The 26,541-nt window shown below is 67.2% G+C and carries 18 protein-coding genes and 2 other RNA genes; 7 read left to right on the top strand and 13 right to left on the bottom strand.

Annotated features, from left to right (window positions below; all coding sequences use genetic code 11):
* Window positions 1-139: 139 nt before the first annotated feature.
* From XcodCFBP4690_RS16695 to XcodCFBP4690_RS16710, 4 genes are read right to left on the bottom strand one after another with little or no spacing between them, the layout of a single operon-like run.
* Window positions 140-1,720: a DHA2 family efflux MFS transporter permease subunit gene (locus XcodCFBP4690_RS16695; protein WP_104542628.1), complete on the bottom strand. Its 1,581-nt coding sequence runs from the start codon at window positions 1,718-1,720 to the stop codon at window positions 140-142.
* A gap of 6 nt (window positions 1,721-1,726) precedes the next feature.
* Entirely contained in the window at window positions 1,727-2,920 is a 1,194-nt protein-coding gene (locus XcodCFBP4690_RS16700) for an HlyD/EmrA/EmrK family protein (RefSeq protein WP_104542630.1), read from the bottom strand.
* Window positions 2,921-2,930: 10 nt separating this feature from the next.
* Complete coding sequence (locus XcodCFBP4690_RS16705; RefSeq protein ID WP_104542632.1) at window positions 2,931-4,445, bottom strand: AdeC/AdeK/OprM family multidrug efflux complex outer membrane factor; 1,515 nt, start codon at window positions 4,443-4,445, stop codon at window positions 2,931-2,933.
* Window positions 4,442-4,882, bottom strand: coding sequence for a MarR family winged helix-turn-helix transcriptional regulator (locus tag XcodCFBP4690_RS16710; protein WP_104542707.1), 441 nt, complete (start codon window positions 4,880-4,882; stop codon window positions 4,442-4,444). The genes XcodCFBP4690_RS16705 and XcodCFBP4690_RS16710 overlap by 4 nt, the downstream gene beginning before the upstream one ends.
* A 122-nt stretch (window positions 4,883-5,004) precedes the next feature.
* On the opposite strand from XcodCFBP4690_RS16710, the gene XcodCFBP4690_RS16715 reads away from it, so the two are divergent.
* Window positions 5,005-5,856, top strand: coding sequence for a helix-turn-helix domain-containing protein (locus XcodCFBP4690_RS16715; RefSeq protein WP_104542634.1), 852 nt, complete (start codon window positions 5,005-5,007; stop codon window positions 5,854-5,856).
* Window positions 5,857-5,917: 61 nt separating this feature from the next.
* Window positions 5,918-8,161 (top strand): DNA topoisomerase IV subunit A, encoded by a 2,244-nt coding sequence (gene parC, locus XcodCFBP4690_RS16720; RefSeq protein WP_104542636.1) that lies wholly within the window; start codon window positions 5,918-5,920, stop codon window positions 8,159-8,161.
* 357 nt (window positions 8,162-8,518) lie between these two features.
* Here parC and XcodCFBP4690_RS16730 read toward each other — a convergent pair.
* Window positions 8,519-8,594, bottom strand: a non-coding RNA gene (locus XcodCFBP4690_RS16730) — sX9 sRNA.
* Between the two features lie 239 nt (window positions 8,595-8,833).
* On the opposite strand from XcodCFBP4690_RS16730, the gene XcodCFBP4690_RS16735 reads away from it, so the two are divergent.
* Window positions 8,834-9,490 carry a thiopurine S-methyltransferase gene (locus XcodCFBP4690_RS16735; RefSeq protein WP_104542638.1) on the top strand — a complete coding sequence of 219 codons (657 nt, stop codon included), beginning with the start codon at window positions 8,834-8,836 and terminating at the stop codon, window positions 9,488-9,490.
* A 274-nt stretch (window positions 9,491-9,764) separates the two neighbouring features.
* Here XcodCFBP4690_RS16735 and bfr read toward each other — a convergent pair whose 3' ends face one another.
* A complete protein-coding gene (gene bfr, locus XcodCFBP4690_RS16740; protein ID WP_104542640.1) occupies window positions 9,765-10,250 on the bottom strand; it encodes a bacterioferritin in 486 nt (161 codons plus the stop codon).
* 280 nt (window positions 10,251-10,530) lie between these two features.
* On the opposite strand from bfr, the gene XcodCFBP4690_RS16745 reads away from it, so the two are divergent.
* Both XcodCFBP4690_RS16745 and XcodCFBP4690_RS16750 read left to right on the top strand, forming a co-directional pair.
* On the top strand, window positions 10,531-12,930 hold the full coding sequence (locus tag XcodCFBP4690_RS16745) for a penicillin acylase family protein (protein WP_104542642.1): 2,400 nt from the start codon (window positions 10,531-10,533) through the stop codon (window positions 12,928-12,930).
* A gap of 486 nt (window positions 12,931-13,416) precedes the next feature.
* Window positions 13,417-15,561: a TonB-dependent siderophore receptor gene (locus XcodCFBP4690_RS16750; protein WP_104542644.1), complete on the top strand. Its 2,145-nt coding sequence runs from the start codon at window positions 13,417-13,419 to the stop codon at window positions 15,559-15,561.
* 4 nt (window positions 15,562-15,565) lie between these two features.
* Here XcodCFBP4690_RS16750 and XcodCFBP4690_RS16755 read toward each other — a convergent pair.
* Window positions 15,566-15,642, bottom strand: a non-coding RNA gene (locus XcodCFBP4690_RS16755) — sX9 sRNA.
* A 456-nt stretch (window positions 15,643-16,098) separates the two neighbouring features.
* Here XcodCFBP4690_RS16755 and hpaM point away from each other — a divergent pair.
* The gene (gene hpaM, locus XcodCFBP4690_RS16760) at window positions 16,099-17,151 is read left to right on the top strand and encodes a type III secretion-associated outer membrane-bound protein HpaM (protein ID WP_104542646.1); all 1,053 of its coding nucleotides are present in this window, start codon (window positions 16,099-16,101) and stop codon (window positions 17,149-17,151) included.
* A 198-nt stretch (window positions 17,152-17,349) separates the two neighbouring features.
* On the opposite strand, the gene asnB is transcribed toward hpaM, so the two are convergent.
* The gene (gene asnB / locus XcodCFBP4690_RS16765; protein ID WP_104542648.1) at window positions 17,350-19,044 is read right to left on the bottom strand and encodes an asparagine synthase B; all 1,695 of its coding nucleotides are present in this window, start codon (window positions 19,042-19,044) and stop codon (window positions 17,350-17,352) included.
* Window positions 19,045-19,105: 61 nt separating this feature from the next.
* Between asnB and XcodCFBP4690_RS22800 the strand changes: the two genes are divergently transcribed.
* A complete protein-coding gene (locus tag XcodCFBP4690_RS22800; RefSeq protein ID WP_167394676.1) occupies window positions 19,106-19,537 on the top strand; it encodes a hypothetical protein in 432 nt (143 codons plus the stop codon).
* Here the strand turns inward: XcodCFBP4690_RS22800 and dapE are convergent.
* The 5 genes from dapE to map form a co-directional block, all read right to left on the bottom strand.
* A complete protein-coding gene (gene dapE, locus XcodCFBP4690_RS16770; RefSeq protein ID WP_104542709.1) occupies window positions 19,483-20,616 on the bottom strand; it encodes a succinyl-diaminopimelate desuccinylase in 1,134 nt (377 codons plus the stop codon). The genes XcodCFBP4690_RS22800 and dapE overlap by 55 nt on opposite strands.
* Window positions 20,617-20,726: 110 nt before the next feature.
* Window positions 20,727-21,083 (bottom strand): arsenate reductase, encoded by a 357-nt coding sequence (locus tag XcodCFBP4690_RS16775; protein WP_104542650.1) that lies wholly within the window; start codon window positions 21,081-21,083, stop codon window positions 20,727-20,729.
* Between the two features lie 873 nt (window positions 21,084-21,956).
* Window positions 21,957-23,075, bottom strand: a complete 1,119-nt coding sequence (gene dapD / locus XcodCFBP4690_RS16780) for a 2,3,4,5-tetrahydropyridine-2,6-dicarboxylate N-succinyltransferase (protein ID WP_146091930.1) — start codon at window positions 23,073-23,075, stop codon at window positions 21,957-21,959.
* Between the two features lie 17 nt (window positions 23,076-23,092).
* On the bottom strand, window positions 23,093-25,702 hold the full coding sequence (locus XcodCFBP4690_RS16785) for a [protein-PII] uridylyltransferase (RefSeq protein ID WP_104542652.1): 2,610 nt from the start codon (window positions 25,700-25,702) through the stop codon (window positions 23,093-23,095).
* Entirely contained in the window at window positions 25,699-26,475 is a 777-nt protein-coding gene (gene map, locus XcodCFBP4690_RS16790; RefSeq protein ID WP_104542654.1) for a type I methionyl aminopeptidase, read from the bottom strand. Before map ends, XcodCFBP4690_RS16785 begins: the two co-directional genes overlap by 4 nt.
* Between the last annotated feature and the right edge of the window lie 66 nt (window positions 26,476-26,541).

A 26,541-nucleotide genomic window follows, 5' to 3' on the forward strand; every position in this document is an offset into this window, starting at 1 on the left:
GACGTACTTGCGGCGTGTCCCGCGATGGTGGGCGGGCAAGGGCCCTGCAGCCAAATCGCAGATCATTCGCTCTGCACTAGACCGACGTGAGTCATTGGCTTGGCAGATGTTAGAGCGGCCAAGCGCCTTCAGCCGGCGCCTAGTGCCCGCCAGCCGCCGCCGCGCCACCAGCGCCCGCACCGAACGGCGGCTTGGCCAGCCACAGGAAGAAGATGATCGCCAGGAAGGTCCAGCCCAGCAGGTAGAAGATGTCGTTGAAGCCCATCTGCGAGGCCTGGTGGTTGATCATGTTGTTGAGAAAGGCCGCGCCACGTTGCAGATCACCCTGCCCCATCGCGGTGACCTGCTCCTGCATGCCGGGCGTATAGACCGAGATGTGTTCGGTGATATGCGCATGGTGCACCTGGGTGCGGCGCGCCCACAGATAGGTGGTCAGCGAGGCCGCGAAGCTGCCGCCCAGCGTGCGCAGGAAGGTGGCCAGGCCCGAGCCTGCCGCAATCTCGCGGCCATCCAGATCCGACAGCAAAATCTGCAGCACCGGCATGAAGAACAGCGCCACGCCCACGCCCATCACCAGCTGGATCGTGGCCACATGGGCGAAGTCCACCTGCAGGTTGAAGTTGGAGCGGAAGAAGCTGGTGAACGACATGAACACGAAGGCGATGGTGGCCAGCATGCGCAGGTCGAAGCGCAGCGCGTACTTGCCCACGAACGGGGTCATCAACACCGGCAGGATGCCGATCGGTGCGGTCGCCAGGCCAGCCCAGATCGCGGTATAGCCCATGTCGCGCTGCAGCCATTGCGGAATCAGCAGGCTCACGCTGAAGAATGCCGCATACGCCACCACCATCGCCAAGGTGCCGGCGCGGAAGTTGCGATGCCGGAACAGCTTGAGATCGACGATGGGATCCTTGTCGGTCAGCTCCCAGATCACGAATACCACCAGCGCCACCGCGGCAACGCAAGCCAGCACGATGATCTTGTCCGAGGAAAACCAGTCTTCGTCGTTGCCCAGGTCCAGCACCAGCTGCAGCGCACCCACGCCCACCACCAGCAGGATCAGGCCGATGTAGTCCATGCGCGGCGTTTCCAGCTGTTCGGGACGATGCCGCAACTGCGAACCGACGATGCTGCTGGCGATGATGCCCAGCGGCACGTTGATCAGGAAGATCCATTCCCAGCTGTAGTTGTCGGTGATCCAGCCGCCCAGGATCGGCCCGGCGATCGGCGCCACCACCGTGATCATCGCCAGCAGGGCGAGCGCCTGGCCGCGTTTTTCGCGCGGATAGATCGACACCAGCAGGCTCTGGGTGATGGGATACATCGGGCCGGCCACGAAACCCTGCAGCGCGCGCGCCACCACCAGCATGCCCATGCTCTGCGCAAGCCCGCACAGCAGCGAGGCGACGGTGAAGGCCAGCGTGGACCACACGAACAACTTGGTTTCGCCGAAGCGACGGCTCAACCAGCCGGTCAGCGGCAGCGCGATCGCGGTGCTCACCGCGAACGAGGTGATGACCCAGGTGGCCTGCTGCGAACTGGCGCCGAGATTACCGGCGATGGTGGGCAGCGAGACGTTGGCGATGGTGGTGTCCAGCACCTGCATGAACGAGGCCATCGCCAGGCCCACGGTGCACAACGCCACGCTCGCCGGGCGAAAGCCGGCCGCGGGCGCCGGTGCCGCCGGGCCGCCGGACGCGGTGGGAGCTTGCGAAGACATGCTGGCTCAGCCCGCCTTGGTGGCAGCCTGCGTCGGCAGGTTGTCCTGGATGATGCGATGGATGTCGGCGTCGGCGGCCTGGAGCTGCTGCGCATACACATCGGTGGAAAACACCGCGCCGGTGGCGGCCTTGGCCGGCAGCACGCGGCCCTGCTGGTCGCGCAGGTTCACATCGACCTTCATCGACAGGCCGATGCGCAACGGGTTGCTGGCCAGCTGCTTGCTGTCCACCACGATGCGGACCGGCACGCGCTGCACGATCTTGATCCAGTTGCCGCTGGCATTCTGCGCGGGCAGCAGCGAGAACGCGCTGCCGGTGCCCAGGCCCAGGCTTTCGATGCGACCGGTGTAATCCACGCCACCGCCGTACAGATCCGAATGCAGCTCCACTTCCTGGCCCAGGCGCATGTGCTTGAGCTGGGTTTCCTTGAAGTTGGCTTCCACCCACACCTGCTCCAGCGGCACTACCGCCATCAGCACGCTGCCCGGCTGCACGCGCTGGCCGACCTGCGCCGAGCGCCGCGCCACATAACCGGACACCGGCGCCACCACACCGGTGCGCGCGTGGTTGAGATAGGCCTGGCGCACCTGCGCGGCGGCGGTCTGCACGTCCGGCTGGCTGGCCAGGTCGCTGTCGTCCACCAGCGCGCGATTGCGCTCGAAGCTCTCGCGCGAACCGCTCACCGCGGCCTCGGCGGCCGCCAGTTCTTCGCGGGCATGCGCCAGTTCTTCGTTGGAGATGGCACCGCTGGCGGCCAGATCCTTGCGGCGGGCGAAGTCGGCACGCGCACTGCGCAGGGTCACTTCGCGCGCGGACACTTCGGCCTGCGCACCTTCCACGCTGCGGTACAGGCCGCGCACCTGGCGCACGGTCTTGGCCAGGTTGGCTTCGGCCTGCTGCAAGGCGACCGCGGTATCGGCCGGGTCCAGCTGCACCAGCAGCTGGCCGCGTTCCACGCGCATGCCGTCTTCGGCGCCGATACTGACCACGGTGCCGCCCACCATCGGGGTGATCTGCACCTGGTTGCCCTGCACGTAGGCGTCGTCGGTGTCCTCGTGCCAACGGCCCACCAGCAAGTACCACGCCACCAGGGCGATGATCGCCAGGATCACCACAATGGCCACGATGCGCAGCGCCGCTCGGCGCTTGCCGGGTGCGCCCGGCGCGGGTTGGGGAGAAGCAGGAGTCGTCTGGCTCATCGTCGATGTCTCAGGAATTCGGTTGTGCGGAAGTGGGCGCGGTGCGTGCGGTGTCACGTGCGGGCTCCGGCGTGAATCCGCCGCCCAGTGCACGCTGCAGCCTCACCGAGGCCAAAAGTTGTTGCGACTGCAGCCCGGCCATGCGCTGGCGTGCAACGAGCAGCTGCTCCTGCACGCTGAGCACTTCCAGATAGCTGCCGATGCCGGCGCGGTAACGCTGCTGGGCGAGCGCGAAGGCCGCGCCCGCCGTCTGTACGGCCTCGTCCTGCGCCTGTGCACGCTGCTGCAGCGACCGCACGGCAGTGATCTGGTCGGCCACTTCATGCAGCGCGGCAATCACCTTCTGGTTGTAGTCGGCCACCGCCAGGTCGTATTGCGCATCGCTGCCGGCCAGATTGGCGCGCAGCTTGCCGCCGTCGAAGATCGGCAGGCTCAGCGCCGGCGCCACCAGCCCGAACACCGAGCCGCTTTCCAGCAGCTTGCCGACATCCGGGTTGACCGCCCCGCCCAGCGCGGTGAGGTTGAGGCTGGGATAGAAACGGGTCTTGGCGACCGCGATGTCCTTGTCGGCCGCCTCCACCCGCCAGCGCGCCGCCACCACGTCCGGGCGACGGCCCAGCAGATCGGCCGGCAGGGTGCTGGGCAGCTGCGTGGCGAGCCCGGCGCCCAGCGTCGGGCGCGCGATCTGCAGCCCGCGATCCGGGCCCTGCCCGACCAGCGCGGCCAGCGCGGTGCGCGCTTCGTCGATCTGCTGCTGCGCGGACTGCAGCTGCTGCTGCGCGGCCGGCACGCGCGCCTGCGCCTGACGCACCTGCAGGTCGCTGTCGATCCCGGCACCACGGCGTTGCTGCGTCAGCGCCAGGGTCCGCTGCGCGCGGCCCAGCTCGTCGCTGGCCACATCGTGCAGGCTCCACGCGTAGGCCAGTTGCGCATAGCCTTCGGCGATCGCCGCCGACAGATTCAGCCGCGCCGCCTGCGCATCCACTTCGGCCGCGTGCGCCTGGTCGACCGCCGCTTCCCAGGCGGCACGCTTGCCGCCCCACAGATCCACGCCATAGCGGAAGTCCAGCACCACCTGCGCACTGCCGCCGTAGCTGCCGCCCAGTTCGTCGCCGACCATCGATTCGGGCAACTGCAATCCGGTGTAGCCGCCGGACACCGACAGGCTGGGGCCGCGCTCGGCCTGGGCGCTGCCGATGCGCGCCTGGGCCTGGCGCAGCCGCGCATCGGCAGAGGCCAGAGTGGGGCTGTGCTGCAGGCCTTCGGCAATGAGGGCGTCCAGCTGCGCATCGCCCAGCGCGCGCCACCAGTCGCTGGCCGGCCAGGCGGCCGGACTCAACCCGGCCTGCGCCAGGGTGCGCTCGGCATGCACGTCGCCGAGCTGCAGCAGGCTGCCTTGCGGCGCCAGGCCACGGCTGCTGGCGCATGCAGCCAGCGCCAGGGTCAGCGCGGTGAGGACGAGCGGCCGCGCCAGGCGCATCGAGCGCGGGCGCAGCGTCTGAAAAAGGCAACTAGCAGCGTTCATGAGTTGAGTGCATCGCGGACACGGATGAGAAGAGAAGTGAGTTGCTCGCGCTCGGGTTCCGACAGGTCGCGCAGGCCGTACTCGATGGCACGCTCGCCGCGCAGGCGCAGACGCTCCCACAACGCCACACCCTGCTCGGTCATGACGATCTGCAGCGCGCGCCGATCCTGGGCGTGCGGCTCACGTCGCACCGCGCCGAGCGCTTCGAGCTTGTCGAGCAGGCGGGTCACCGCGCTCGGGGTCTGGTCCAGCGCCAGTGCCAGCTCATTGGCCGTACACGGCGAACGCACCGACAGCACCTTCAGGCCGACGTAGTGACTGAAACCGAAGTCGGGCAGTTCGCCCTTCATCTCGGCATCGAGCTGACGCATCAGCGCGTCGCGCACCTGGCGCAACAGCAGGCCGAACGACGGCGAGGGGGTGGAGGGTGGATTCATGGCCGACATTTTGTTCCGAAAAATATATTTGTCAACGCAAATATGTTACCCGGGATTAAACCGCTCGCAAGGATCGTCACCTTACGTGCCGCTGCGGCTGGCCCGGTAATACAATCGGGCCAATGACTATCGAAAACCCGCCAACCTCGGTCGACGCCTTGCCGCCCGGGGTCAGGGCCAGCTTCGAGTGGGCCGACGGCCCGGTACTGATTGCCTTCCTGGCCGAGCTGCGCGCGGTGTGGGCGCCGGAAACCGCCTGGCACGCACACGTGCGTGGCCAGCTGATGTTCGTGGAGCACGGCGTGCTGACCGTGCATACCGAACAGGGCACGCTGTCGTTACCGCCGGGCTGCGCCGGCTGGATGCCGCCGGGTCGGCAGCACACAGCCGAGCTGGCCGGGCCGCTGCGTGGGTGGGGCGTGGCGATACGGCCGGATGCCTGCCATGCCCTGCCCGGGCAAATCGGCGTGATCCGCCTGACCGGGCTGGCGCGCGAGGCGATCATGCGCGCCGCCAGCTGGCCGCTGGGTCAGCCGCTGGATGCGGCCCAGCAACGCCTGGCCGCGGTGCTGCTGGACGAACTGTGCCAGGTGCAGATCGACCACCTGCACCTGCCGATGCCCGCCGACCGTCGGCTGCTGCGGATCGCCCGCCAGCTGCTCGACACCCCCGCCGACCCGCGCTCGCTGGAAGACTGGGCGGGCTGGGGTGGTCTGTCGCCACGCAGCCTGAGCCGGCATTTCCGTACCGAAACCGGCCTGAGTTTTGCGCAGTGGCGGCAGCAGGCGCGGCTGGCCGAAGGTCTGCGCCGGCTCAGCCAGGGCAGCACGGTGGCGCAGGTCGCCGACCAGCTCGGCTACAGCAGCCCCAGCGCCTTCGTCAGCGTGTTCCACCGCCATTTCGGCGCCCCGCCCACGCGCTATCTGGCCGGCGGCCACGCGCGCGGCTTGGCATCCCCCGCCGCATCCGGATAATCGGCGCTCTTCGAGTCCGCGCCCTGGCGCGGATTCTTCTTCACGCAGGACCTGGCTTTACATGACCGATCTGACCCGCCCCACCTTCCATGGCTTCGAACAGCTGCCGCTGCGCGAGTACGCCGAACGCGCCTATCTCGACTACTCGATGTACGTGGTGCTGGACCGCGCCCTGCCGTTCCTGGGCGATGGCCTGAAACCGGTGCAGCGCCGCATCGTCTATGCGATGAGCGAGCTGGGCCTGAACGCGGCCGCCAAGCCGAAGAAGTCCGCGCGCACCGTGGGCGATGTGATCGGTAAGTACCATCCGCATGGCGACAGCGCCTGCTACGAGGCGCTGGTGCTGATGGCGCAGCCGTTCTCCTACCGCTATCCGCTGATCGAGGGCCAGGGCAACTTCGGTTCCACCGACGACCCCAAGTCGTTCGCAGCGATGCGCTACACCGAATCCAAGCTGACCCCGATCGCCGAAGTGCTGCTGGGCGAGATCGGCCAGGGCACCACCGACTGGGCGCCCAACTTCGACGGCACCCTGGAAGAACCCACCTGGTTGCCGGCGCGCCTGCCGCACCTGCTGCTCAACGGCACCACCGGCATTGCCGTCGGCATGGCCACCGATGTGCCGCCGCACAACCTCAACGAGATCGTCAGCGCGCTGCTGCGCCTGCTCGACGATCCCGATGCCAGCGTCGCCGACCTGTGCGAGCACGTGCTGGGCCCGGACTACCCGACCACCGCCGAGATCATCACCCCGCGCGCGGACCTGCGCGCGATCTACGAAACCGGCCACGGCAGCGTGCGTGCGCGCGCCACCTACAAGAAAGAACACGCCAACATCGTCATCGATGCGTTGCCGTACCAGGTCTCGCCGTCCAAGGTGATCGAGCAGATCGCCCAGCAGATGCGCGCCAAGAAGCTGCCGTGGCTGGAAGACATCCGCGACGAATCGGACCACACCAGCCCGGTGCGGGTGGTGCTGGTGCCGCGCTCCAGCCGCGTGGACGCCGAACAGCTGATGGGCCACCTGTTCGTCACCACCGACCTGGAACGCAGCTACCGCGTCAATCTCAACGTGATCGGCCTGGACGGCCGCCCGCAGGTGAAGAACCTCAAGCACCTGCTGAGCGAATGGCTGAGCTTCCGCAGCGATACGGTCACCCGCCGCCTCAACCATCGCCTGCAGAAGGTCGAGCGCCGCTTGCACCTGTTGGAAGGCCTGTTGGTCGCCTTCCTCAACCTGGACGAAGTGATCCGCATCGTCCGCAGCGAGGACGAACCCAAGCCGGTGCTGATCGCGCGCTTCGCGCTGAGCGAGGAACAGGCCGAATACATCCTGGAAACCAAGCTGCGCCAGCTGGCGCGCCTGGAAGAAATGAAGATCCGCGGCGAGCAGGAAGCGCTTGCCAAGGAACGCGCGCAGATCCTGGCCATCCTGGACAGCAAGGCCAAACTGAAGAAGCTGATCAAGGACGAACTCACGGCCGACGCCAAGAAATTCGGCGACGCACGCCGCTCGCCGCTGGTGCAACGCGGCGCCGCGCAGGCGATCGACGAAACCGAGATGGTCGCCAGCGAACCGATGACCGTAGTGCTGTCGGAAAAGGGCTGGGTGCGCGCGGCCAAGGGCCACGAGGTGGATCCGGCCGGCATGTCGTATCGCGATGGCGATCGCCTGCAGGTGGCGGTGCGCAGCCGCAGCACTCACCAGGTGGCCTTCCTGGATTCGGACGGCCGCGCCTATTCCACTGCGGTGCACACCCTGCCCTCGGCGCGCGGTAACGGCGAGCCGCTGACCGGGCGGTTCTCGCCGGCCTCGGGCGCCGCGTTCCAGGTCATGGCCAGCGCCGACAACGCCACCCGCTTCGTGCTGGCGTCCTCGCACGGCTACGGCTTCGTCACCCGCTTCGAAAACCTCACCGGCCGCAACAAGGCCGGCAAGGCGATGCTCAATCTCACCACCGGCTCGCACGTGCTCATGCCGGCACAGGTGAGCAACCCGCAGACCGACCGCATCGTCGCGGTCACCAGCGCCGGCAACCTGCTGGCGGTGCCGGCCACCGAGGTGCCAGAGCTGGACAAGGGCAAGGGCAACAAGATCATCGAGATCCCCAAGGCCAAGCTCGGCACCGAACGCGTGGTGGCGGTGGTCGCGGTGGCCCCGGGCAATACGCTGCTGGTGCGCAGCGGCGCACGTACCATGAGCCTGTCGTTCAAGGATCTGGACGAGTATGTGGGTGCGCGGGCTAGCCGTGGGTCGTTGTTGCCGAGAGGGTGGCAAAAAGTCGATGGGCTGGAAGTGCAGTAACGGGGGGGTCACCCATTCGGCGCGCAGCGGCGCGGCTGGCATTGCGGTCGCCTCAGGCTGCTGAGGCGCGGCAAAAGGTGGATGGGTTGGAAGTGCAGTAACGAGGGTTCACCCATGCGGCGCGCGGCGGCGCGACTGGCATTGCGGTCGCCTCAGGCTGCTGAGGCGCGGCCACGAGAGCTGGAGCTATCTTGGCCACGGCATCATGGTCGACACGGATTTTTGCGGCCTGGTGCATTACGACCAGGCCTGTGCCGATGCAGAGGGACTGCTGCTCATTGCGCGTCTGCCAGTCAGTTGAATCCTGCAGCGACGCGAGTCGATTCCCACAATCGCTGTAACGGCCCGGTTAAGAGCGGCCAACAAAACGTAGCGAGCGGTCGTCAGGTGGGTACGGACGGCGCGGAGGAAACGCAGTGTAGGAGTGGTACATGCCGCACCGAGCACCGACCGCGCCCACCTGACGGTGAGCGCAGTCGTTTTGCTAGCTGCTCTAAAGCACCGCACACGGTTCGGCGAGCCCTCCTCCCCCTGACATGCGATGATGCAGCCGGCGATCTGATCGATGCGCCTGGCTGCAAAACCCATTCCATTCCCCGCAACATCGAGCAGGCGCGATTTTTTTTCGCAAGCGCGCGACGCCGCACCGCGTTGCACCAACACGACCAGACCATGGACACAGACTTCTGGCTGCAACGCTGGCAGGACGGACAGACAGGCTTTCATCAGGGCGAGGTCATGCCGTTGCTGCAGAAGCACTGGCCCACACTGCAGCTGCCACACGCTGCACGCGTGTTGGTGCCGTTGTGCGGCAAGACCCTGGACATGCACTGGTTAGCCGCGCAAGGCCATCGCGTCCTGGGCGTGGAGCTGTCGCCGCTGGCCGTGACGCAGTTCTTCGCCGACGCGGGCCTGCAGCCGCAGCGCCATACCAGCAGCGCGGGCGAGCATTTCATCGCCGGCCCCATCGAGATCATCTGTGGCGACGCATTCGCGCTCGATCGCAGCGTGCTGGCCGATTGCCAGGCGGTGTACGACCGCGCGGCGCTGGTGGCCTTGCCCGCCGACCTGCGCCGGCAGTATCTGCACACGACCTATGCGCGCCTGCCGGCCGCTTGCCGCGGACTGCTGATCACCCTGGACTATCCGCAGGCCGAAAAAGCCGGCCCGCCCTTCGCGGTGGATGCCGACGAAGTGCACGCGCTGTTCGATGCGCAGTGGCAGGTGCAGCAACTGGAACAGCGCCACATCCTCGAGCAGGAACCGCGCTTTCGCGCCGAGGGCGTCACCGCGCTGACTACCGCGGTCTATCGCCTGCAGCGCAACTGAGCGCGTTGACCGTCGGGGCGACGGCCCGGCACGGCATCGATTGTCCGGCGGCGATCACCTCGGGCATGTGCGCGGGCAGCACGCACGCATTCCAAGTTTCGGCGCGACGCCAGGTCTGGCGAGTCCGTGATCACTGGCCGGCTGCCATTGGCCTGCACGCGGCATTGCAGGTGCGACGCTGCCGAACCACCGCTACAGCACGTCTGCACGGCGTGCCAGCGTCATCGGCGCCATGCGGCATTGCACCGCGCGGCGGTCGGGTCCCGCCCGGTGATCAACCGGCTACGTGACCCTTGTCGATCCTGGAGGTCTGGTACAACTCCAGGCCGATCCGCTTGATCAGGCCCAGCTGCTGCTCCAGCCACCAGGCGTGGTCTTCTTCGGTGTCCTGCAGCTGCTTGAGCAGCACGTCGCGGCTGACATAGTCGCCATGCTCCTCGCACAGCTTCATGCCGGCGGCAAGCGCGGCGCGCACTTCGTATTCCACCACCAGATCGCGCTCGAGCATCTCCACCACGGTCTTGCCCGGGGTGAATTCAGCCGGGCGCATGTCCGGGTCGCCTTCCAGGAACAGGATGCGCCGCAGCAGCGCGTCGGCGTGCTCGGTCTCTTCCTGCATCTCGTGATTGATGCGCTCGTACAGCGCCATCAGGCCCTGGTCCTCGTAGCGGCGCGAGTGCAGGAAATACTGGTCGCGCGCGGCCAGCTCGCCGCGCAGCAGCTGCTTGAGGTAATCGACGACTTCGGGATGGCCTTTCATGGTGTGCTCCAGCGACGCAATGCGCGCATGGTGCCTTATGCGGGCGGGCAATGATCTAATCGGAATCACTTTCAGTTGCGCTTGCGCCCAGACCCATCACGGTCACGAGCGGAAGCGACACTGCCCGCGACGGACCAAACGCCTTGCAGCGACCAATCCGGCGCGGCCGGTGCATCGAATCGGCATCTGCCGCTCGTACACTGCCGGTCGATCACGCCGCCTGCCCATCGCCAACCGCCTGCCGCATCCACCGCTCACAACCGAACTCGAGGAACCGACAATGCGCAAATGGCTGGGCCGGCTATCGCTGGGAATCGTGGTGCTGGCGCTGGCCGCCGTTGCGACGGCGTACCTGCTGCTGCGCGGCAGCCTGCCGCAGCTGGACGGCACCACCGCGCTTGCCGGCTTGCGCGCACCGGTAGGCGTACAGCGCGATGGCAATGGCGTGGTCACCCTCGACGCGCAGGACCGGATCGATGCGATGCGTGCGCTCGGCTACGTACATGCGCAGGAACGTTACTTCGAGATGGACCTGATGCGCCGCGCGCCCGCCGGCGAGCTGTCCGAACTGTTCGGTGCCAAGGCGCTGGATCTGGACAAGCGCAATCGCGTGCATCGGCTGCGCGCACGCGTGCGCGCCAACCTGGAGATCGCCATGGGCGGCCAGCGCGACGCGCTGCAGGCGTATACCGACGGGGTGAACGCCGGGCTGGCGGCGTTGCGGGTGCGGCCCTGGCCTTATGTGTTGCTGCGCCAGAGCCCGCGCGCCTGGAGCATGGAGGATTCCATCCTCACCGGCCTGGCGATGTATGCCGACCTGCAGGACAACGACAACCAGACCGAGCTGGCCGCCGCGCGCATTCGCGCCGTGGTGCCGCCTGCGCTGGCCGCACTGCTCGATCACCAGGGGTCGAGCTGGGATGCGCCCCTGTTCGGCCCACCCCAGGGCGATGCCAGCTTGCCGGATGCGGCGGCGCTGGACCTGCGCCGTCTGCCGCATCCGCCCACCACACCGCACACCGAGCAGCCCACCCCGGGCAGCAACAACTTCGCGGTAGACGGCACGCTCACCGCAGACGGCCGCGCCATCGTCGCCGACGACATGCACCTGGGCCTGCGCGCGCCCAACATCTGGTTCCGCGCGCGCTTGCGCTACCGCGACACCAGCGCCACCGACGGCAAGGTGGATGTCACCGGTTTCACCCTGCCCGGCCTGCCGGCGATGGTGGTGGGCAGCAATGGACATGTGGCCTGGGCCTTCACCAACAGCTATATCGACACCGCCGACTTCGCACGCATTCCCGCCGCAACGCCCGCGCATCCGCAAGCGCTGACCACACATGTGGAAACCATCCGCGTGGCCGGCGCCGCGCCGGTACGCCTGGACGTGCGCGAAGCGGCCTGGGGGCCGATCGTGCACGCGAACGCCGACGGCAGCCTGCTGGCGTTGCGCTGGGCCGCGCAGTTGCCGGGCGCGATCGGCCTGGACTTTGCGCAGATGAGCAGCGCCGGCGACCTGGAAGGCGCGTTCGCCGTGGCGGACCGCTCGGGCATTCCCGCACAGAACCTGATAATGGCCGACCGCAGCGGACGCATCGCCTGGCGCCTGATCGGCGCGCGCCCTGCGCGCAATGCCGGCTGCAGCCCGACGGGCATCGCAGAACTGGCGAACGCCTCGGCGTCGGTACCGCCAGCGACGATTCCGCCAACCATCACCACGGCTGGCTGCACGCCCTGGCCGGTGCGCAGCGATGACGCGCCTGCCTTGGTCGACCCGCCCTCGCATCGGCTCTGGACCGCCAACAGTCGCGTCGTCGACGCGCAGCAGCTGGCGATCCTCGGCAACGCCGGCTACGACCTCGGCGCGCGGGCGCAGCAGATCCGCGACGACCTGTTCGCCAGACAGCGCTTCACCGAACGCGATCTGCTGGCGATCCAGCTGGACGATCGCGCGGTGCTGCTGACGCGCTGGTGGCAGCTGTTGCGTGGCGTGGTCACGCACAGCAAGGACCCGGCACTGCAGCAGATCGAGCGCGCCACGCGGCACTGGGACGGCCATGCGTCCGCCAGCTCGGTCAGCTACCGCATCGTTCGCGAGTTCCGCAGCAAGACCATCGATGCGGTGGAGGCCGGATTGCTGGCGCCGGCGAAGTCGGCGCTGGGCGAGGGGTTCCTGCCGCCGCGGCGCGCACAGATGGAAGGGATCGTCTGGCCGTTGCTGCAGCAGCGCCCGGTGCATCTGCTGCCGCCCGATCATGCCAGCTGGGATCAGCTCCTCGCCGATGCCGCGCGCGATGCGCACACTGCGCTGCTCGCGCAAGGCGAGCCGGACCAGCCGCTCGGTGAACGCAGCTGGGGCGAACGCAACACCGCGGCCATCTGCCACCCGATCGCGCGGGCCCTGCCTGCGCTCGCCAGGCGCTGGCTGTGCATGCCGCCCGATCCACTGCCGGGCGATCGCGACATGCCGCGCGTGCAAGGCCCGGCGTTCGGCGCCTCCGAACGCATGGTGGTCTCCCCTGGCCACGAACAGGACGGCATCGTGCACATGCCGGGTGGCCAGAGCGGACACCCGCTGTCGCCGTTCTGGGGCGCAGGGCACGACGATTGGGTGCATGGCCGGCCCACCCCGTTCTTGCCCACCGCCACCCGCCATACGCTGCGATTGCAGCCGAAGTAGGCCGGTTCATGGCGCTTGGTTGATCGGTACGAGGACGTCGGCGTGTTCGTATTGCCTCGTTGATCGGTGCGAGTACGCGGCACTGGCGCGTGTGCCTTGGAGCGCCCGCGCGGCAAGCGCGGGCCGGGCGCAGAGCGGGGTCGGGATGGGGGACGCGCGCATGCCATGCCACGGTCGCATGCGATGCCGCGCATCCTGCGCTGCTTTCGAGCGGCCTTCTGCATTACGAACGGCTTTCTGCATGACATGCGGCATGGGGCTTCGCTCGTACCCTCATCCGCCCTTCGGGCACCTTCTCCCGATGGGAGAAGGCATGCTCTGCACGTCTGCGACTTGGCGATTTGCGATCTGGCGTCTGCGAGTACGCATTGCAGCTCGCACCTGTGCACATCCGTGCGCCGCAGCTATTGCTTCGCCCACGATCAGAGCAATCAAGCAAGCACAACATGCTAAGATGCACTTGATAACCATTCCCATTAGTGAACAATGCGCCCCACGCTCCTTGTCACCGCGCTCGCCACTGCGCTAGCGCTGGCGTTGACCTCGCCCCACGCCCTCGCCCAGCAACACCCCCACACCGATGTCACCGAGCTCGATGGCGTCAACGTGATCGGCCGTGCGCAGACCCTGTACAAATCCGAAGATGCCGCAGTGGCCACGCGCACCGACACTCCGCTGGCGCTGGTGCCGCAGTCGGTGCAGGTATTGCCGCGCGAGTTGATCGACGATCAGGCCGCCCGCCAGATCACCGATCTGTATCGCAGCATCAGCGGCATCAGTTTCTTCAGCTATGCCGGCGTCACCCTGCGCGGGTTCCGCCAGGAAAACGTGCTGTACGACGGCCTGCGCGGCGATCCGTATGCCGGTTTCTCGGTGCCGCAGCTGTTCAATATCGAACGGGTGGAAGTGCTCAAGGGACCGGCCGGCGCCCTGTATGGCGGCGGCGAACCGGGCGGCGTCATCAACTACGTCACCCGCAAGCCTGCGCACCAGGCGCAGCGAAGGGTGGAGCTGCAACTGGGCAATCAGTCCTTCGGCGCGGCCTCGTTCGAAGCCACCGGCCCGGCGCGCGCCGATGGCCGGGTGCGCTACCGCATCGGTGCGTATGCCGATGGCGAAGACGGCTTCCGCTGGAATACCGACAGCCAGAGCCAGATCGGCGATGCCTCGGTGGCGCTGGACATCGGCCAGACCGGCGAACTGGTCCTGCAGTACACCGACATCACCCAGAACCTGGGCGGCAATCGCCTGCGCGGCGTGCCGGTGGACGACGATGGCAACTTCCTCACCGACCGGCGCTGGAACCACAACGAGCCCACCGACTTCCTGGACATGCGCGCCAAGGTGGCGTTCGCGCAATATCGCTTCTCGCCGTCCAGCGCGTGGGATATGGACATGGCACTGCGCTGGTTCAAGAACGATGAGCATCAGATCTATCACGAGCCGATGGGCCTGATCGATCGCGATCGCGATGGCAGCGCCGAATGGATGACACGCCAGTTGCGCAACCAGTACCGCGACAACGATGCGATCTCCGGCAACGTCAACGCGGTGTTTCGCACCAGCACCGGCGGCATCGAACACAAGGTGCTGATGGGCGCCGACTACTACCGGCTGGATGCCGATTTCCGTGCGCAGACCGCCAACACCGCAGACACCGGACGCGTACGGGGGCCCGTGCCGGGCATCGACCTGTTCAACCCGGTGTACGGCCGCAGCGGTTTCTACGACTACGGCCTGGACACGTTGCCCTGGCGTGCCACCAGCACCCGCAGCCAGCGCTACGGTGCCTATCTGCAGGACGAACTCACCCTCACCCCGCGCTGGCATGCGATGGCCGGGCTGCGCTGGGACGGTTTCAAGGACGACAACCTGCTGGATGATTCGCGCGTCACCGGCAACGATCTCAGCTGGCGCGTCGGCAGCACCGTGGTACTGCGCGAAGGCATCAATGCCTATGCCAGTTACGCCAGCGGGTTCGTGCCGCAGGATGCGGCCAGCCAGGACGCCAGTGTGGGCGGGCCCTTCGACCCGGAGCGCAGCAAGCAGTGGGAGCTGGGCCTGAAGACTGCGCTCAACGATGGCGGGCTCAGCTTGAACACCGCGCTGTATCGCATCGAGCGCAGCAATATCGTGCAGGCGAACGGGCAGATCGTGGACGGCGTCAATCAGCTGTCCGCACTGGGCCTGGTGCGCAGCGAAGGGCTGGAGGTCGATCTGCTGGCCGACCTCACCGAGCGCTGGGTGCTCAACCTTACCTACGCCTACAACGATGCGCGCGTGCTCGATGCCGGCACCAATGGCATCACCAATGCCTCCGGTGACCGCTTCGCCAATGCGCCGCGCAACACCTTCGGCCTGTGGACGCGTTACGACCTGCCGGCCTGGCGCTCGGCCATCGCCTTCGGCGCCGACTACGTGGGCGAACGCGTCAGCCTGGATGGTCAGCGTGTCAAGCCATATGCGATCTACGACATCAGCTGGCAGACCCAGTGGGATGCGTGCAAGCTGCAGGTCAACGTCAAGAACCTGTTCGACAAGGTCTATGCCGTCAGCGGTTTCAACGCCCGCGGTGGGCATTTTCCAGGCGAGCCGCGGCGTATCTACGCGCAGCTGGCCTACAGCTTCTGAGAGCGACCAACAGAACGTTGCGAGCAGTCGTGCGGTGGGCGTGGAAGGCGCGCCCGGAACCGGAGCGTAGGCGTGGTGCATGCCGCGCCCAGCACCGGCCGCGCCCGCCTGATGGCCTCGCGCACAGGTGTCAGGTGGACGCGGCGACGAACCGATGATCGGCATGGCGCGTGGTGCATGTCGATTCCGTGCACCAATCGCTCCATGCACCGACCGCATCTGCCTGGAGGCAGCGCAGCAAGTGTGTCGATTGCTTGGAGCGCGCCGGTGCGCGTGTCGCATGGCACGCAGGCGGCGCGCTCTCGACCTGCAGCGCATGACTCACACCACGCGCACGCCGACGACGGCGAATGCTGTACCGACTGCGGCGTGGCGCGCATCCCTCCTCACGTGCGGCCCCAGGCAATGAACCTGCGCCGAATCGCGCAGGCGCGCCTGGGCCGGAACTTAACGTCCAGTGGGACACACTAGAGGCCGTCGCGATCGATTTCCCGCTCCCGCACGATCGCCCCCCTCCCCTCACTGACCGGAATCCGCATGCCTCAGCTTGCCCGCTCCGTTTCCGCCCTGTTGCCCCTGGTGTTCGCCGCCGCCTGTTCGGCCGCGCCGCCAACCACTCCCGGCCCGCCGGCCGCACCCGTGGCCAGTTGCACCGCCAAGGTCAAGCCCGGACAGGACCTGCAAAAAGCCATCGACAAGCTGCCGCAAGGCGACAAGCCCGCGGTGCTGTGCCTGGAAAAAGGCGAGTTCCCGCTCAACGGGCTGGTGTCCATCCATCGCGGCAACCTGGTCCTGCGTGGCAAGGGTCCGGCGACGGTGCTGCGGATGGCCGATGGCGTACAGCAGCCGGCGCTGGTGGTGGGCGACTACGAGAACCAGCGGCCGACCGGCGTGATCCGCAATGTCAGCATCGAGGACATGCAGATCGTGGCCAGCACCGGCGACCAGGAATTCATGCCCGAGCGCCCATATCTGAGCAACAGCGCGGTGGTGGTCCGTTCCGGCGAAGGTATCCGCCTGGCCGGCCTGCAGGTCAACAAGTGCCGCAGCGCCTGCCTGCTGAGCGAATACGACACGCGCGATATCACCATCGAGAACAACGACGTGTCCGGCGCGATCTGGGACGGGGTGTCGTTCAACCGCACCGCCAAGGTCACCATGGTCAACAACTACATCCACGACAACGTGGCCGCAGGCCTGACCACCGAGCACCTGGAAGACAGCGAGATCCGCAACAACCGCTTCGAGCGCAACGGCAGCCAGGGCATCTATCTGTCGGATGCGCGACGCAACCGCTTCAGCAACAACGTGTTCGATGGCAACAAGGTGGCCGGCGTCTTCCTGGCCTGCGCCATCCGCTACCGCACGCCGGAGATCCTGTGCTGGGACAACAGCATGAGCCAGGACAACGTGTTCGAGAACAACCGCTTCGCCAATACGCCGTTTACCTACACCATCGGCGTGGACCGTGCGGCCAACTGCACCGCCGCCGACTTCAAACCGAACATCTGGCGCAACAACCAGGCCGACGTGGCGGGGGTGGATATCGATCCGCAGCGCTACGGCTACTGCGTGCGCCACGAGCAATGAGCGCGGCCGACAGCATGTAGCGCGCAGTCGCCGGGTGGGCGGCGCGCGCAGGAGCCGGAGCGCACGGCCAGGACATGCCGATCCCGGGCACCGGCCACGCCCGCCTGACGGCTGCGCAGCAGTCTGTTGGCCGTTCCGGGGCCGGAGCGGCCGGCAGCGCCTCGGCGCACGCCGGCCGCTGCGGTTGGTCGCCGCGGATTACGACGCCAGCGCCTGCGCGTGCACCCCCGCGATGGCGCGGCCGGACGGGTCGGCCATCGCGGCGAAGCTTGCGTCCCAGGCAATGGCTGTCGGCGAGGAACAGGCGATCGACTTGCCGCCCGGCACCGTCTCGGCCGCTGCTTGGCCGGGGAAGAACTGCTCGAACAGGCTGCGGTAGAAATACGCTTCCTTGGTCTGCGGCGGGTTGACCGGAAAACGCCGGTCGGCCGCGGCCAGTTCGCGATCGCTGACATGCGCGGCCGCATGCGCCTTGAGCCCGTCGATCCAGCCATACCCCACGCCGTCGCTGAACTGCTCCTTCTGCCGCCACAGGATGGAATCGGGCAGATACCCGGCAAACGCCTCGCGCAGCACGCCTTTTTCCATCCGGATCGCGCCGCCGCTGGTCTTGTCGATCATCTTGTGGCTGGCGTCCATGCGCATGGCCACATCCAGGAACTCGCGATCCAGAAACGGCACGCGCGGCTCCACGCCCCACGCCATCATCGACTTGTTGGCGCGCAGGCAGTCGTAGTTGTTGAGCGCGTCGAGCTTGCGCACCAGCTCCTCGTGGAATTCGCGGGCGTTGGGCGCCTTGTGGAAGTACAGATAGCCGCCGAAGATTTCGTCGCCGCCCTCGCCCGACAGCACCATCTTGACGCCCATCGCCTTGATCCGTCGCGCCAGCAGGAACATCGGCGTGGAAGCGCGGATGGTGGTGACGTCATAGGTCTCGATGTGGCGGATCACTTCCGGCAACGCATCCAGCCCTTCTTCGAAGGTGTATTCGAAACCGTGATGCACGGTGCCGATCGCCGCGGCAGCCACTTCGGCAGCGGCAAGATCCGGCGAGCCCTTCAACCCGATCGCGAACGAATGCAGCCGCGGCCACCAGGCTTCGGTGGTGTCGTTCTCCTCGATGCGATGGCGTGCGTAGCGCGCGGCCACGGCGGCGACCAGCGACGAATCCAGGCCGCCGGACAACAACACTCCGTACGGCACGTCGGTCATCAGCTGGCGGTGCACCGCACGTTCGAACGCCTCGCGCAATTCCTGCAGCGGCACCTGCACGCCCTCCACTTCGCCGTACTCGCGCCAGGCGCGCTCGTAGTAGCGGCTGAGTGCGCCGGTGGCGCTGTCGTACCAATGGCCCGGCGGAAACTGCGCGGCATCGGCGCAATGGTCCACCAGCGACTTCAGTTCGGAGGCCACCCGCAACCGCCCTTCGCGGTCGTGGCCCCAGTACAACGGCACCACGCCGATCGGATCGCGCGCGATGATCACCCGTCCGGCGGCCTTGTCCCACAGCGCGAAGGCGAAGATGCCGTTGAGCCGGTTGAGATACGAGGCCGGCGCATCCTCGCGGTACAGCGCATTGATCACCTCGCAATCGGAGCCGGTCTGGAAGGCGTATGGCTGCAGCAGTTCGGCCTTGAGTTCGCGATGGTTGTAGATCTCACCGTTGACCGCCAGCACCAGTTGCCCGTCTTCGGACAGCAACGGCTGCGAGCCGCCGGCCGGGTCGACGATGGCCAGCCGCTCGTGCACCAGGATCGCACCGGCATCGACATGGACGCCGCTCCAGTCCGGACCGCGATGCCGTTGCCGTTGCGAACATTCCAGCGCCTGCCGACGCAGGGCCTGCAGATCGTCGCCGGGTTGCAGGCCGAAAATACCGAAGATGGAACACATGGAAACACTCCTGATGAAACTGCGGGATTGAGTGGCCGGTGGACAAGCGTGCTGCACGAGAATGACATCCATAAAAAAACCCGCATCGGCCGATGCGGGTTTTCTGATTCCTGGGCGTTTGGTTGTACTTCGCCTAGTCGCAGACCCGCATCGGCCGCGCACGATTATTCGCGCGCAGGGCGTTGCGGTTGGCGTTATCGAGGTTGGCGAGGCACAGGTCCATGCAGGCGACGCTAACCGTTCGTTTTCCCTGGCGCAACTGTTTCAGCGGCAACGACGCAGAGAGCGAATTGCAGCAGGTAGCGAGCAGTCGCCAGGTGGTGTGGATGGCGCGCCCAGCGCCGGAAGGTGCGAAGTGGCACACGCCGATTCCAAGCACCGGCTGCCGCGCGCCTGGCGGCTGCGCAACGGTTCTGTGCGCTTCCTGCGCACCGCCATTCACTCGATCAGCAGCCGCTCGACCAGCTTGCGATACAGCGCAGGCAAGGCCTGAAGATCGGCCACGCGCACGTGCTCGTCGACCTGATGGATGCTGGCATTGACCGGGCCGACCTCGATGCACTGCGCGCCCAGCGGCGCGATGAAGCGCGCATCGGAGGTGCCGCCGCCGGTGCTTTCTTCCGGCGGCGCGCCAGCGAACTGGCCCAGCACCTCGCGCGCGACGCTGCGCAGGCGGCCCTCGGGGGTGTAGAACGGTTCGCCGCTGCGATGCCAGCGCAGCGCGTAGTCCAGCCCGTGTTGATCGAGCATGGCGGCGATTTCCGCTTCCAGCCGCGGCGCATCCCAATGCGGGGTATAGCGAAGATTGAAGGCGACCTGCAGCTCGCCGGGAATCACGTTGTTGGCGCCGGTGCCGGCATGGATGTTGGACAGTTGCAGGCTGGTGGGCGGAAAACTTTCGAAGCCTTCGTCCCACTGCCGGGCCACCAGCTCGGCCAGCGCCGGCGCGGCCTGGTGGATCGGGTTGCGCGCCTTGTGCGGGTATGCCACATGCCCTTGCACGCCGCGCACCGTGAGCGCGCCGGACAGGCTGCCGCGCCGGCCAACCCGCAGCAGGTCGCCCAGCCGTTCGGTGGACGACGGCTCGCCGGTGATGCACCAGTCGATGCGCTGCCCGCGCGTGCGCAGCAGTTCAGCCACGCGGCGCACGCCGTCGATGGCATCGCCTTCTTCGTCGGAGGTGAGCAGTATCGCCAGCGTGCCGGGATGCTGCGGGTGCGCGGCCACGAACTGCTCTGCAGCGACGACGAACGCGGCCACGCTGCCCTTCATGTCGGCCGTGCCGCGCCCGTACAACACGCCATCGCGGATCTGCGCTTCGAATGGATCGCTGGTCCACGCATCGCGCGGTCCTGGCGGCACCACGTCGGTATGCCCGAGCAAGACAAGCACCGGTGCACCGCTGCCATGCGTGGCCCAAAGATTGTCGACCTCGCCCAGGCGCAGGTGTTCGCACGCAAAACCTGCGGCAGCCAGGCGCTCGGCAAGCATCGTCTGGCAGCCGGCATCGTCGGGAGTCACCGACGCGCGCGCGATCAGGTCGCAGGTCAATTGCAGGACGTCGCTGGTCATCATGATCTCTAGCTGGTGGATGCATGCCGCGCATGCGTGGAAACGGGCAGCGTGCGCCTGCACGCAGCAATCGGCAGGCCATCAGGCGAAACGATGGCGCCGCATTGGCGTCAGCCGACCGAAAAGCGCGCCTTGAAGCCGTTGTCGGAAAAGCCCTGGCTGACGACGCCGTCGTCGGTCACCACCACCGGGCGGCGGATGAGTTGCGGATACTCACGCAGCAGCAGTTTCCATTCCGCCTCCGAGCCTGGCGTCTTCCTGTTGTCGGGCAACTGCCGCCAGGTGGTGGAGGACTTGTTGATCAAGGCGTCGAATCCGCCGGCCTTGCCGGCCCACTCCAGCAGCGTTTCCGGCGACGGCTTGTTGTCGCGGTAATCCACAAACGCATGGGCGACACCGAAACGGTCCAGCCACTTGGTGGCCTTCTTGCAGGTGTCGCAGTTCTTCAATCCGTAGAGCGTGGTCATTTCTGTATCCCGGAAAATCGGCCTGTAATGCCCCTCTCCCGCCGGGAGAGGGGTTGGGGTGAGGGTACGGGCGCAGCCTCGTGCAGAACGTGCACCAAGCGTTGCTCGCGCCCTCATCCGGCACTGCGCGCCACCTTCTCCCAGTGGGAGAAGGGAAGCACGCGTGTCCTCATTCAATGCGAGTACCTCGCAAGGCCCCTCTCTCCCGCCGGGAGAGGGGTTGGGGTGAGGGTACGGGCGCAGCCTAGTGCAGACCGTGCAGCAGGCCTTGCTCGCACCCTCATCCGGCGCTGCGCGCCACCTTCTCCCAGTGGGAGAAGGGAAGCACGCGTGTCCTCATTCAATGCGAGTACCTCGCAAGGCCCCTCTCCCGCCGGGAGAGGGGTTGGGGTGAGGGTACGGGCGCAGCCTAGTGCAGACCGTGCAGCAGGCCTTGCTCGCGCCCTCATCCGGCGCTGCGCGCCACCTTCTCCCCATGGGAGAAGGGAAGCACGTGTGGCCTCGTTCAACGCGAGTACATTGCAAGGCCCCTCTCCCACCGGGAGAGGGGTTGGGGTGAGGGCACAGGCGCAGCCTCGTGCAGAACGTGCACCAGGCGTTGCTCGCGCCCTCATCCGGCGCTGCGCGCCACCTTCTCCCCGTGGGAGAAGGGAAGCACGCGTGTCCTCATTCAACGCGAGTACCTTGCAAGGCCCCTCTCCCGCCGGGAGAGGGGTTGGGGTGAGGGTACGGGCGCAGCCTAGTGCAGACCGTGCACCAAGCCTTGCGCGCACCCTCATCCGGCGCTGCGCGCCACCTTCTCCCCATGGGAGAAGGGAAACATGCATCTCACGCCCGAGCAATTCGCAGCACTCCTCACGATGGACAAACGGATCAATCCGCCAGCCCGCGCAGCAGTTCGTTGACACTGGTCTTGCTACGCGTCTTGGCATCGACCTGCTTGACGATCACCGCGCAATACAGCGAGTGCGAGCCGTCCTTGGAGGGCAACTGACCGGAGACGACCACGCTGTACGGTGGCACATAGCCGTAGGAAATCTCGCCGGTGGCACGGTTGTAGATGCGCGTGCTCTGGCTGATGAACACCCCCATGCCGATCACGCTGTGGTGGCCGACGACCACGCCTTCGACCACTTCCGAGCGCGCACCGATGAAGCAGTGGTCTTCGATGATGGTGGGGCTGGCCTGCAGGGGTTCGAGCACGCCGCCAATGCCGGCGCCGCCGGACAGATGGCAATGCTTGCCGATCTGCGCGCACGAGCCCACCGTGGCCCAGGTGTCGACCATGGTGCCTTCGCCGACATACGCGCCGATATTGGTGAAGCTCGGCATCAGCACCACGTCCTTGCCGAAATAGCTGCCGCGGCGCGCCACCGCGCCCGGCACCACGCGCACGCCGGCCTTGCGGAATTCCGCTTCGTGGAAGCCGGCAAAGCGCGATTCCACCTTGTCCCAGAACGGCGCCGGCTGCGCATCGATCACCGCCATCTCGTTGACGCGGAAATACAGCAGCACGGCCTTCTTCAACCACTCGTTGACGGTCCAGCCACCCTGCCCGTCCGGCTCGGCCACGCGGAATTGTCCGCTTTCCAGGCCGTCGATCACGCGATTGACGATGGTGCGGGTGGAGCCGTCGATCTCGTCCATGGTCAAGGTGGCGCGACGCTCGAAGGCGCTTTCGATGCCGAACCTGAGCTCATCGTCGCCCACATGGGTTGCCGCGCTCTGCACCGCCTGTTCGGCGATCGGCCGCTTCCTGGCGGCAGCGGCCTTGCTGGCCGCCACGCGCGGCGCGCCAGCCGCCTTCTTCACCGCAGCGTTCTTTGCCACGGCGGGCCTGGATGCAGCGTTCTTGCCGGCAGCTGCCCGTGGCTTCGCCTTGGCGGCAGGCATTGCCTTGGCGGCCTTGCTGCTGCGCGTGCCGGCTTGCTTGGATGCGGCGCTGGCAGCGCTCGCGCTGGACTTGCGCGCGGTCTTCTTGGTGGTGGCCATGGGGGTCTCCAGGAGTGCTAGGCGGGATCGAGACAGGCGCATAGCGCATCGCGCAGCGCCTGCCGGGCGGATTCGGACAACGGGCGGTCGTGCTCGTCGGTGATCTGGAACTGGTCTTCGGCACGCTCGCCGAAGGTGGCGATGCGTGCGTCGTGCACGCGCAGGTGCTGCATCCGCAGTACATGCGCGATGTCGGCGAGCAGACCGGGGCGGTCGGGTGCGACCAGGCTGATGCGGGTACGGCGGCCGCCGGCGCTTTCGCTGAATTCCACCCGCGGCGCGAAGCGGAAATGCCGCAACTGGCGCGGCACCGCGCGTCGCGCCGGGCGCACCTTCGCCAGGTCGCCGGCCAGCACCTGACGCACGGTCGCGGCCAGTCGCTGCGGGTCGCCGTCGGCAAAGCTGTCCTGCGGCAGGACCTCGAACACGTCGAAGATCGCATCGTGCGGCGCGTCCAGCACGCGCGCGCGATGGATGCCATAGCCCTTGCGGTCCAACGTGGCCACGATCGCCGAAAACAGGCCGTCGCGGTCGGGCGAGTACACGAACACTTCCAACGCATCGTTGTCCGGCACCGCACGCCGCGCCTTGACCAGGGTCTGGCCGATCTCCACCTCGATCAGCGAGGCGGCCTGCCAGGCCAGTTGTTCGGGACGGAAGCGCAGGAAGTTTTCGTCCGGCATGCCGGCGAACTGGCGGTCGATGGTGACATCGTCATGCCCTTGCGCCTGCATCAGCGCGCGTGCGGATTCGCGCGCCTCGCGCAGGCGTTCCTCGCGCGGCGGCGGGTGTTCCAGCCCTTCGCGCAAGGCGCGGCGTGCGGCGAAATACAGGTCGGCCAGCAAGCGGTCCTTCCACGCATTCCACAACTTGGGGCTGGTGCCGGCGATATCGGCGCAGGTCAGCAGATAGAGGTAATCCAGGCGCTCGCGGGTGCCCACCAGGGTGGCGAAGCGGTGGATCACCTCCGGGTCGGAGATGTCCTGCTTCTGCGCGGTGACCGACATGCGCAAGTGCTGCTCCACCAGCCAGGTCACCAGTTCGGTATCGCCCTCGCTCAGGCGGTGCGCCAGGCAGAACGCACGCGCATCCACCGCGCCCAGTTCGGAATGATCGCCGCCGCGGCCCTTGGCGATGTCGTGGAACAGGCCGGCCAGCAACAGCAATTCCGGCTTGCGCAGGCGCGGCCAGACTTCGTGGGTGATCGAGAAGCGCTCGTCGGCGCGGCCGGCGGCAAACAGCGCGATGTTCCGCAGCACCATCAAGGTGTGCTGATCGACCGTGTAGACATGGAACAGATCGAACTGCATGCGCCCGGAGACGCTGGCAAACGCGGGAATCCACTGCCCCAGCACGCCCAGCCGCGCCATGCGGTTGAGCGTTTCCACCGCGCGCGGGCCGCGCAGCAGCGCCATGAAACGATCGCGCGTGGCCGCATCGGCGACGTCGTAGGCCGGCAGAGCGTGCAGTACCTCGGCCAGCGCGCGCGCGGTCAGCGAGTGCAGCCCGCGCACCTCGCGATGCGCGGCCCATTGCGCGAACAACGCAAGCACCTGCAACACGTCGCCGTCGGGCCAGCTATCGGCATCGGCAGCCAGGTAGCCACGGCGCAGGCTGAAACCGTCGCCCAGCGGCCCGGGGACCGCTTCGCCGTCGAACTGTTCCTCAAAGCGCTGCAGCAGCCGGTCGCTGATGCGGCGAATCAGCGCAGCGCTGCGGTAGAAGCGCTGCATCATCTTTTCCACGCCCAGGCTTTCCGGGTCGTCGGCAAAGCCCAGTCGCTGCGCCAGGGTCTTCTGGTAGTCGAAGCGCAGGCGCTCTTCCGGCCGGTTGGCGACCAGATGCAGGCCGAAGCGCAGCCGCGCCAGTTCCTCGCGCTCGCGGCGCAGCGCCGCCGCCTCGTCGAAGCCGATATGGCCGAGCCCGACCAGCGCTTCCAGATCCTTGACCCCGAATGCACGCAACGCCATCCAGCCCAGCGTCTGCAGGTCGCGCAGGCCGCCCGGGCCATCCTTGATGTCGGGTTCGAGGTTGTCGGCGGTGTCGCCGAAGCGCTGGTGGCGCGCCAGCAATTCCTCGCGTTTGGCCTGGAAGAAATCGCGCGGCGGCCACACCTGTTGCGGCGCGATCGCCTTGGCCAGTGCCGCACGCGCAGCGGCATCGGCCACCAGCGCGCGCGATTCGATCAGCGCGGTGAGCACCGTCTGGTCGGCCGCGGCCGCCGTGCATTGCGCGGGCGAGCGCACCGCGTGGCTGATCGGCAGGCCTACATCCCACAGCAGCGCGAACAGGCGCGCCAGATGCTGCTCATGCTGTTGCTGGGCCGCGCTTTCGCCCAGCACCAGCACATCCACATCCGAGCGCGGAAACAGCTCGCCACGTCCGTAGCCGCCCACCGCGTGCAGCGACAGACCGCTGTCGGCCGGGATGCAGCGGGCCCAGGCATTGCGCATCAACTGATCCACGGCGCGCGCACGCAAGGCCACCAGCCGCTCGATCGGCTCGCCCTGGTCGAAACGCTTGCACAGGCGCATGTCCGCATGCACCAGCAGCGGACGGGCCTGTGCGGCCCAGTCCGCGTCGCCGGCGACGCCCGGGTCGGGTCGCTCCGCCGGCGCGTCCGTCATACCGGCGCGGGCGAATTGGCCGACAGCGTCAGCACATCCACGCCGTCTTCGGTTACCGCCACCATGTGTTCCCACTGCGCGGACAACTTGCGGTCCTTGGTCACCACGGTCCAGCCGTCGGGCAGGGTCTTATGGTGATAGGTGCCTTCGTTGATCATCGGCTCGATGGTGAAGGTCATGCCCGGCTTGAGCACCAGGCCCTCGCCCGGACGGCCGTAATGCATCACCTGCGGTTCGTCGTGATAGACCTTGCCGATGCCGTGGCCGCAGTAGTCGCGCACCACGCTGAAGCGCTCGGCTTCGGCGAACTTCTGGATCGCATGGCCGACGTCGCCCAGGGTGGCACCGGGCTTGACCGCACGGATGCCACGCCACATCGCCTCATAGGTGGTCTCCACCAGCCGCTTGGCCATCACCGAGGGCGTGCCCACGTAATACATGCGGCTGGTATCGCCATGCCAGCCATCCTTGATCACGGTGACATCGATGTTGACGATGTCGCCGTCCTTCAGCACCTTGGCCGCACTGGGGATGCCGTGGCAGATCACGTTGTTGACCGAGGTGCACACGCTCTTGGGAAAGCCGCGGTAGCCCACGTTGGCAGGAATGGTGCCCTGCACGTTGACGATGTGGTCGTGGCAGATGCGGTCCAGTTCGGCCGTGGTCACGCCCGGCTTGACATGCGGGGCCACGATATCGAGCACCTCGGCGGCCAGGCGGCCGGCGACGCGCATCAGTTCGATTTCTTCTTTGGTTTTCAGATTGACACTCATGGCGGGGATTATCGCCGATCCGGGCTGAATCTGAACGGCCCGCGCCGACGTTTTTTGTACGCCGCC

It is taken from the genome of Xanthomonas codiaei (assembly GCF_002939785.1).
Classification (GTDB): Bacteria; Pseudomonadota; Gammaproteobacteria; order Xanthomonadales; family Xanthomonadaceae; genus Xanthomonas; species Xanthomonas codiaei.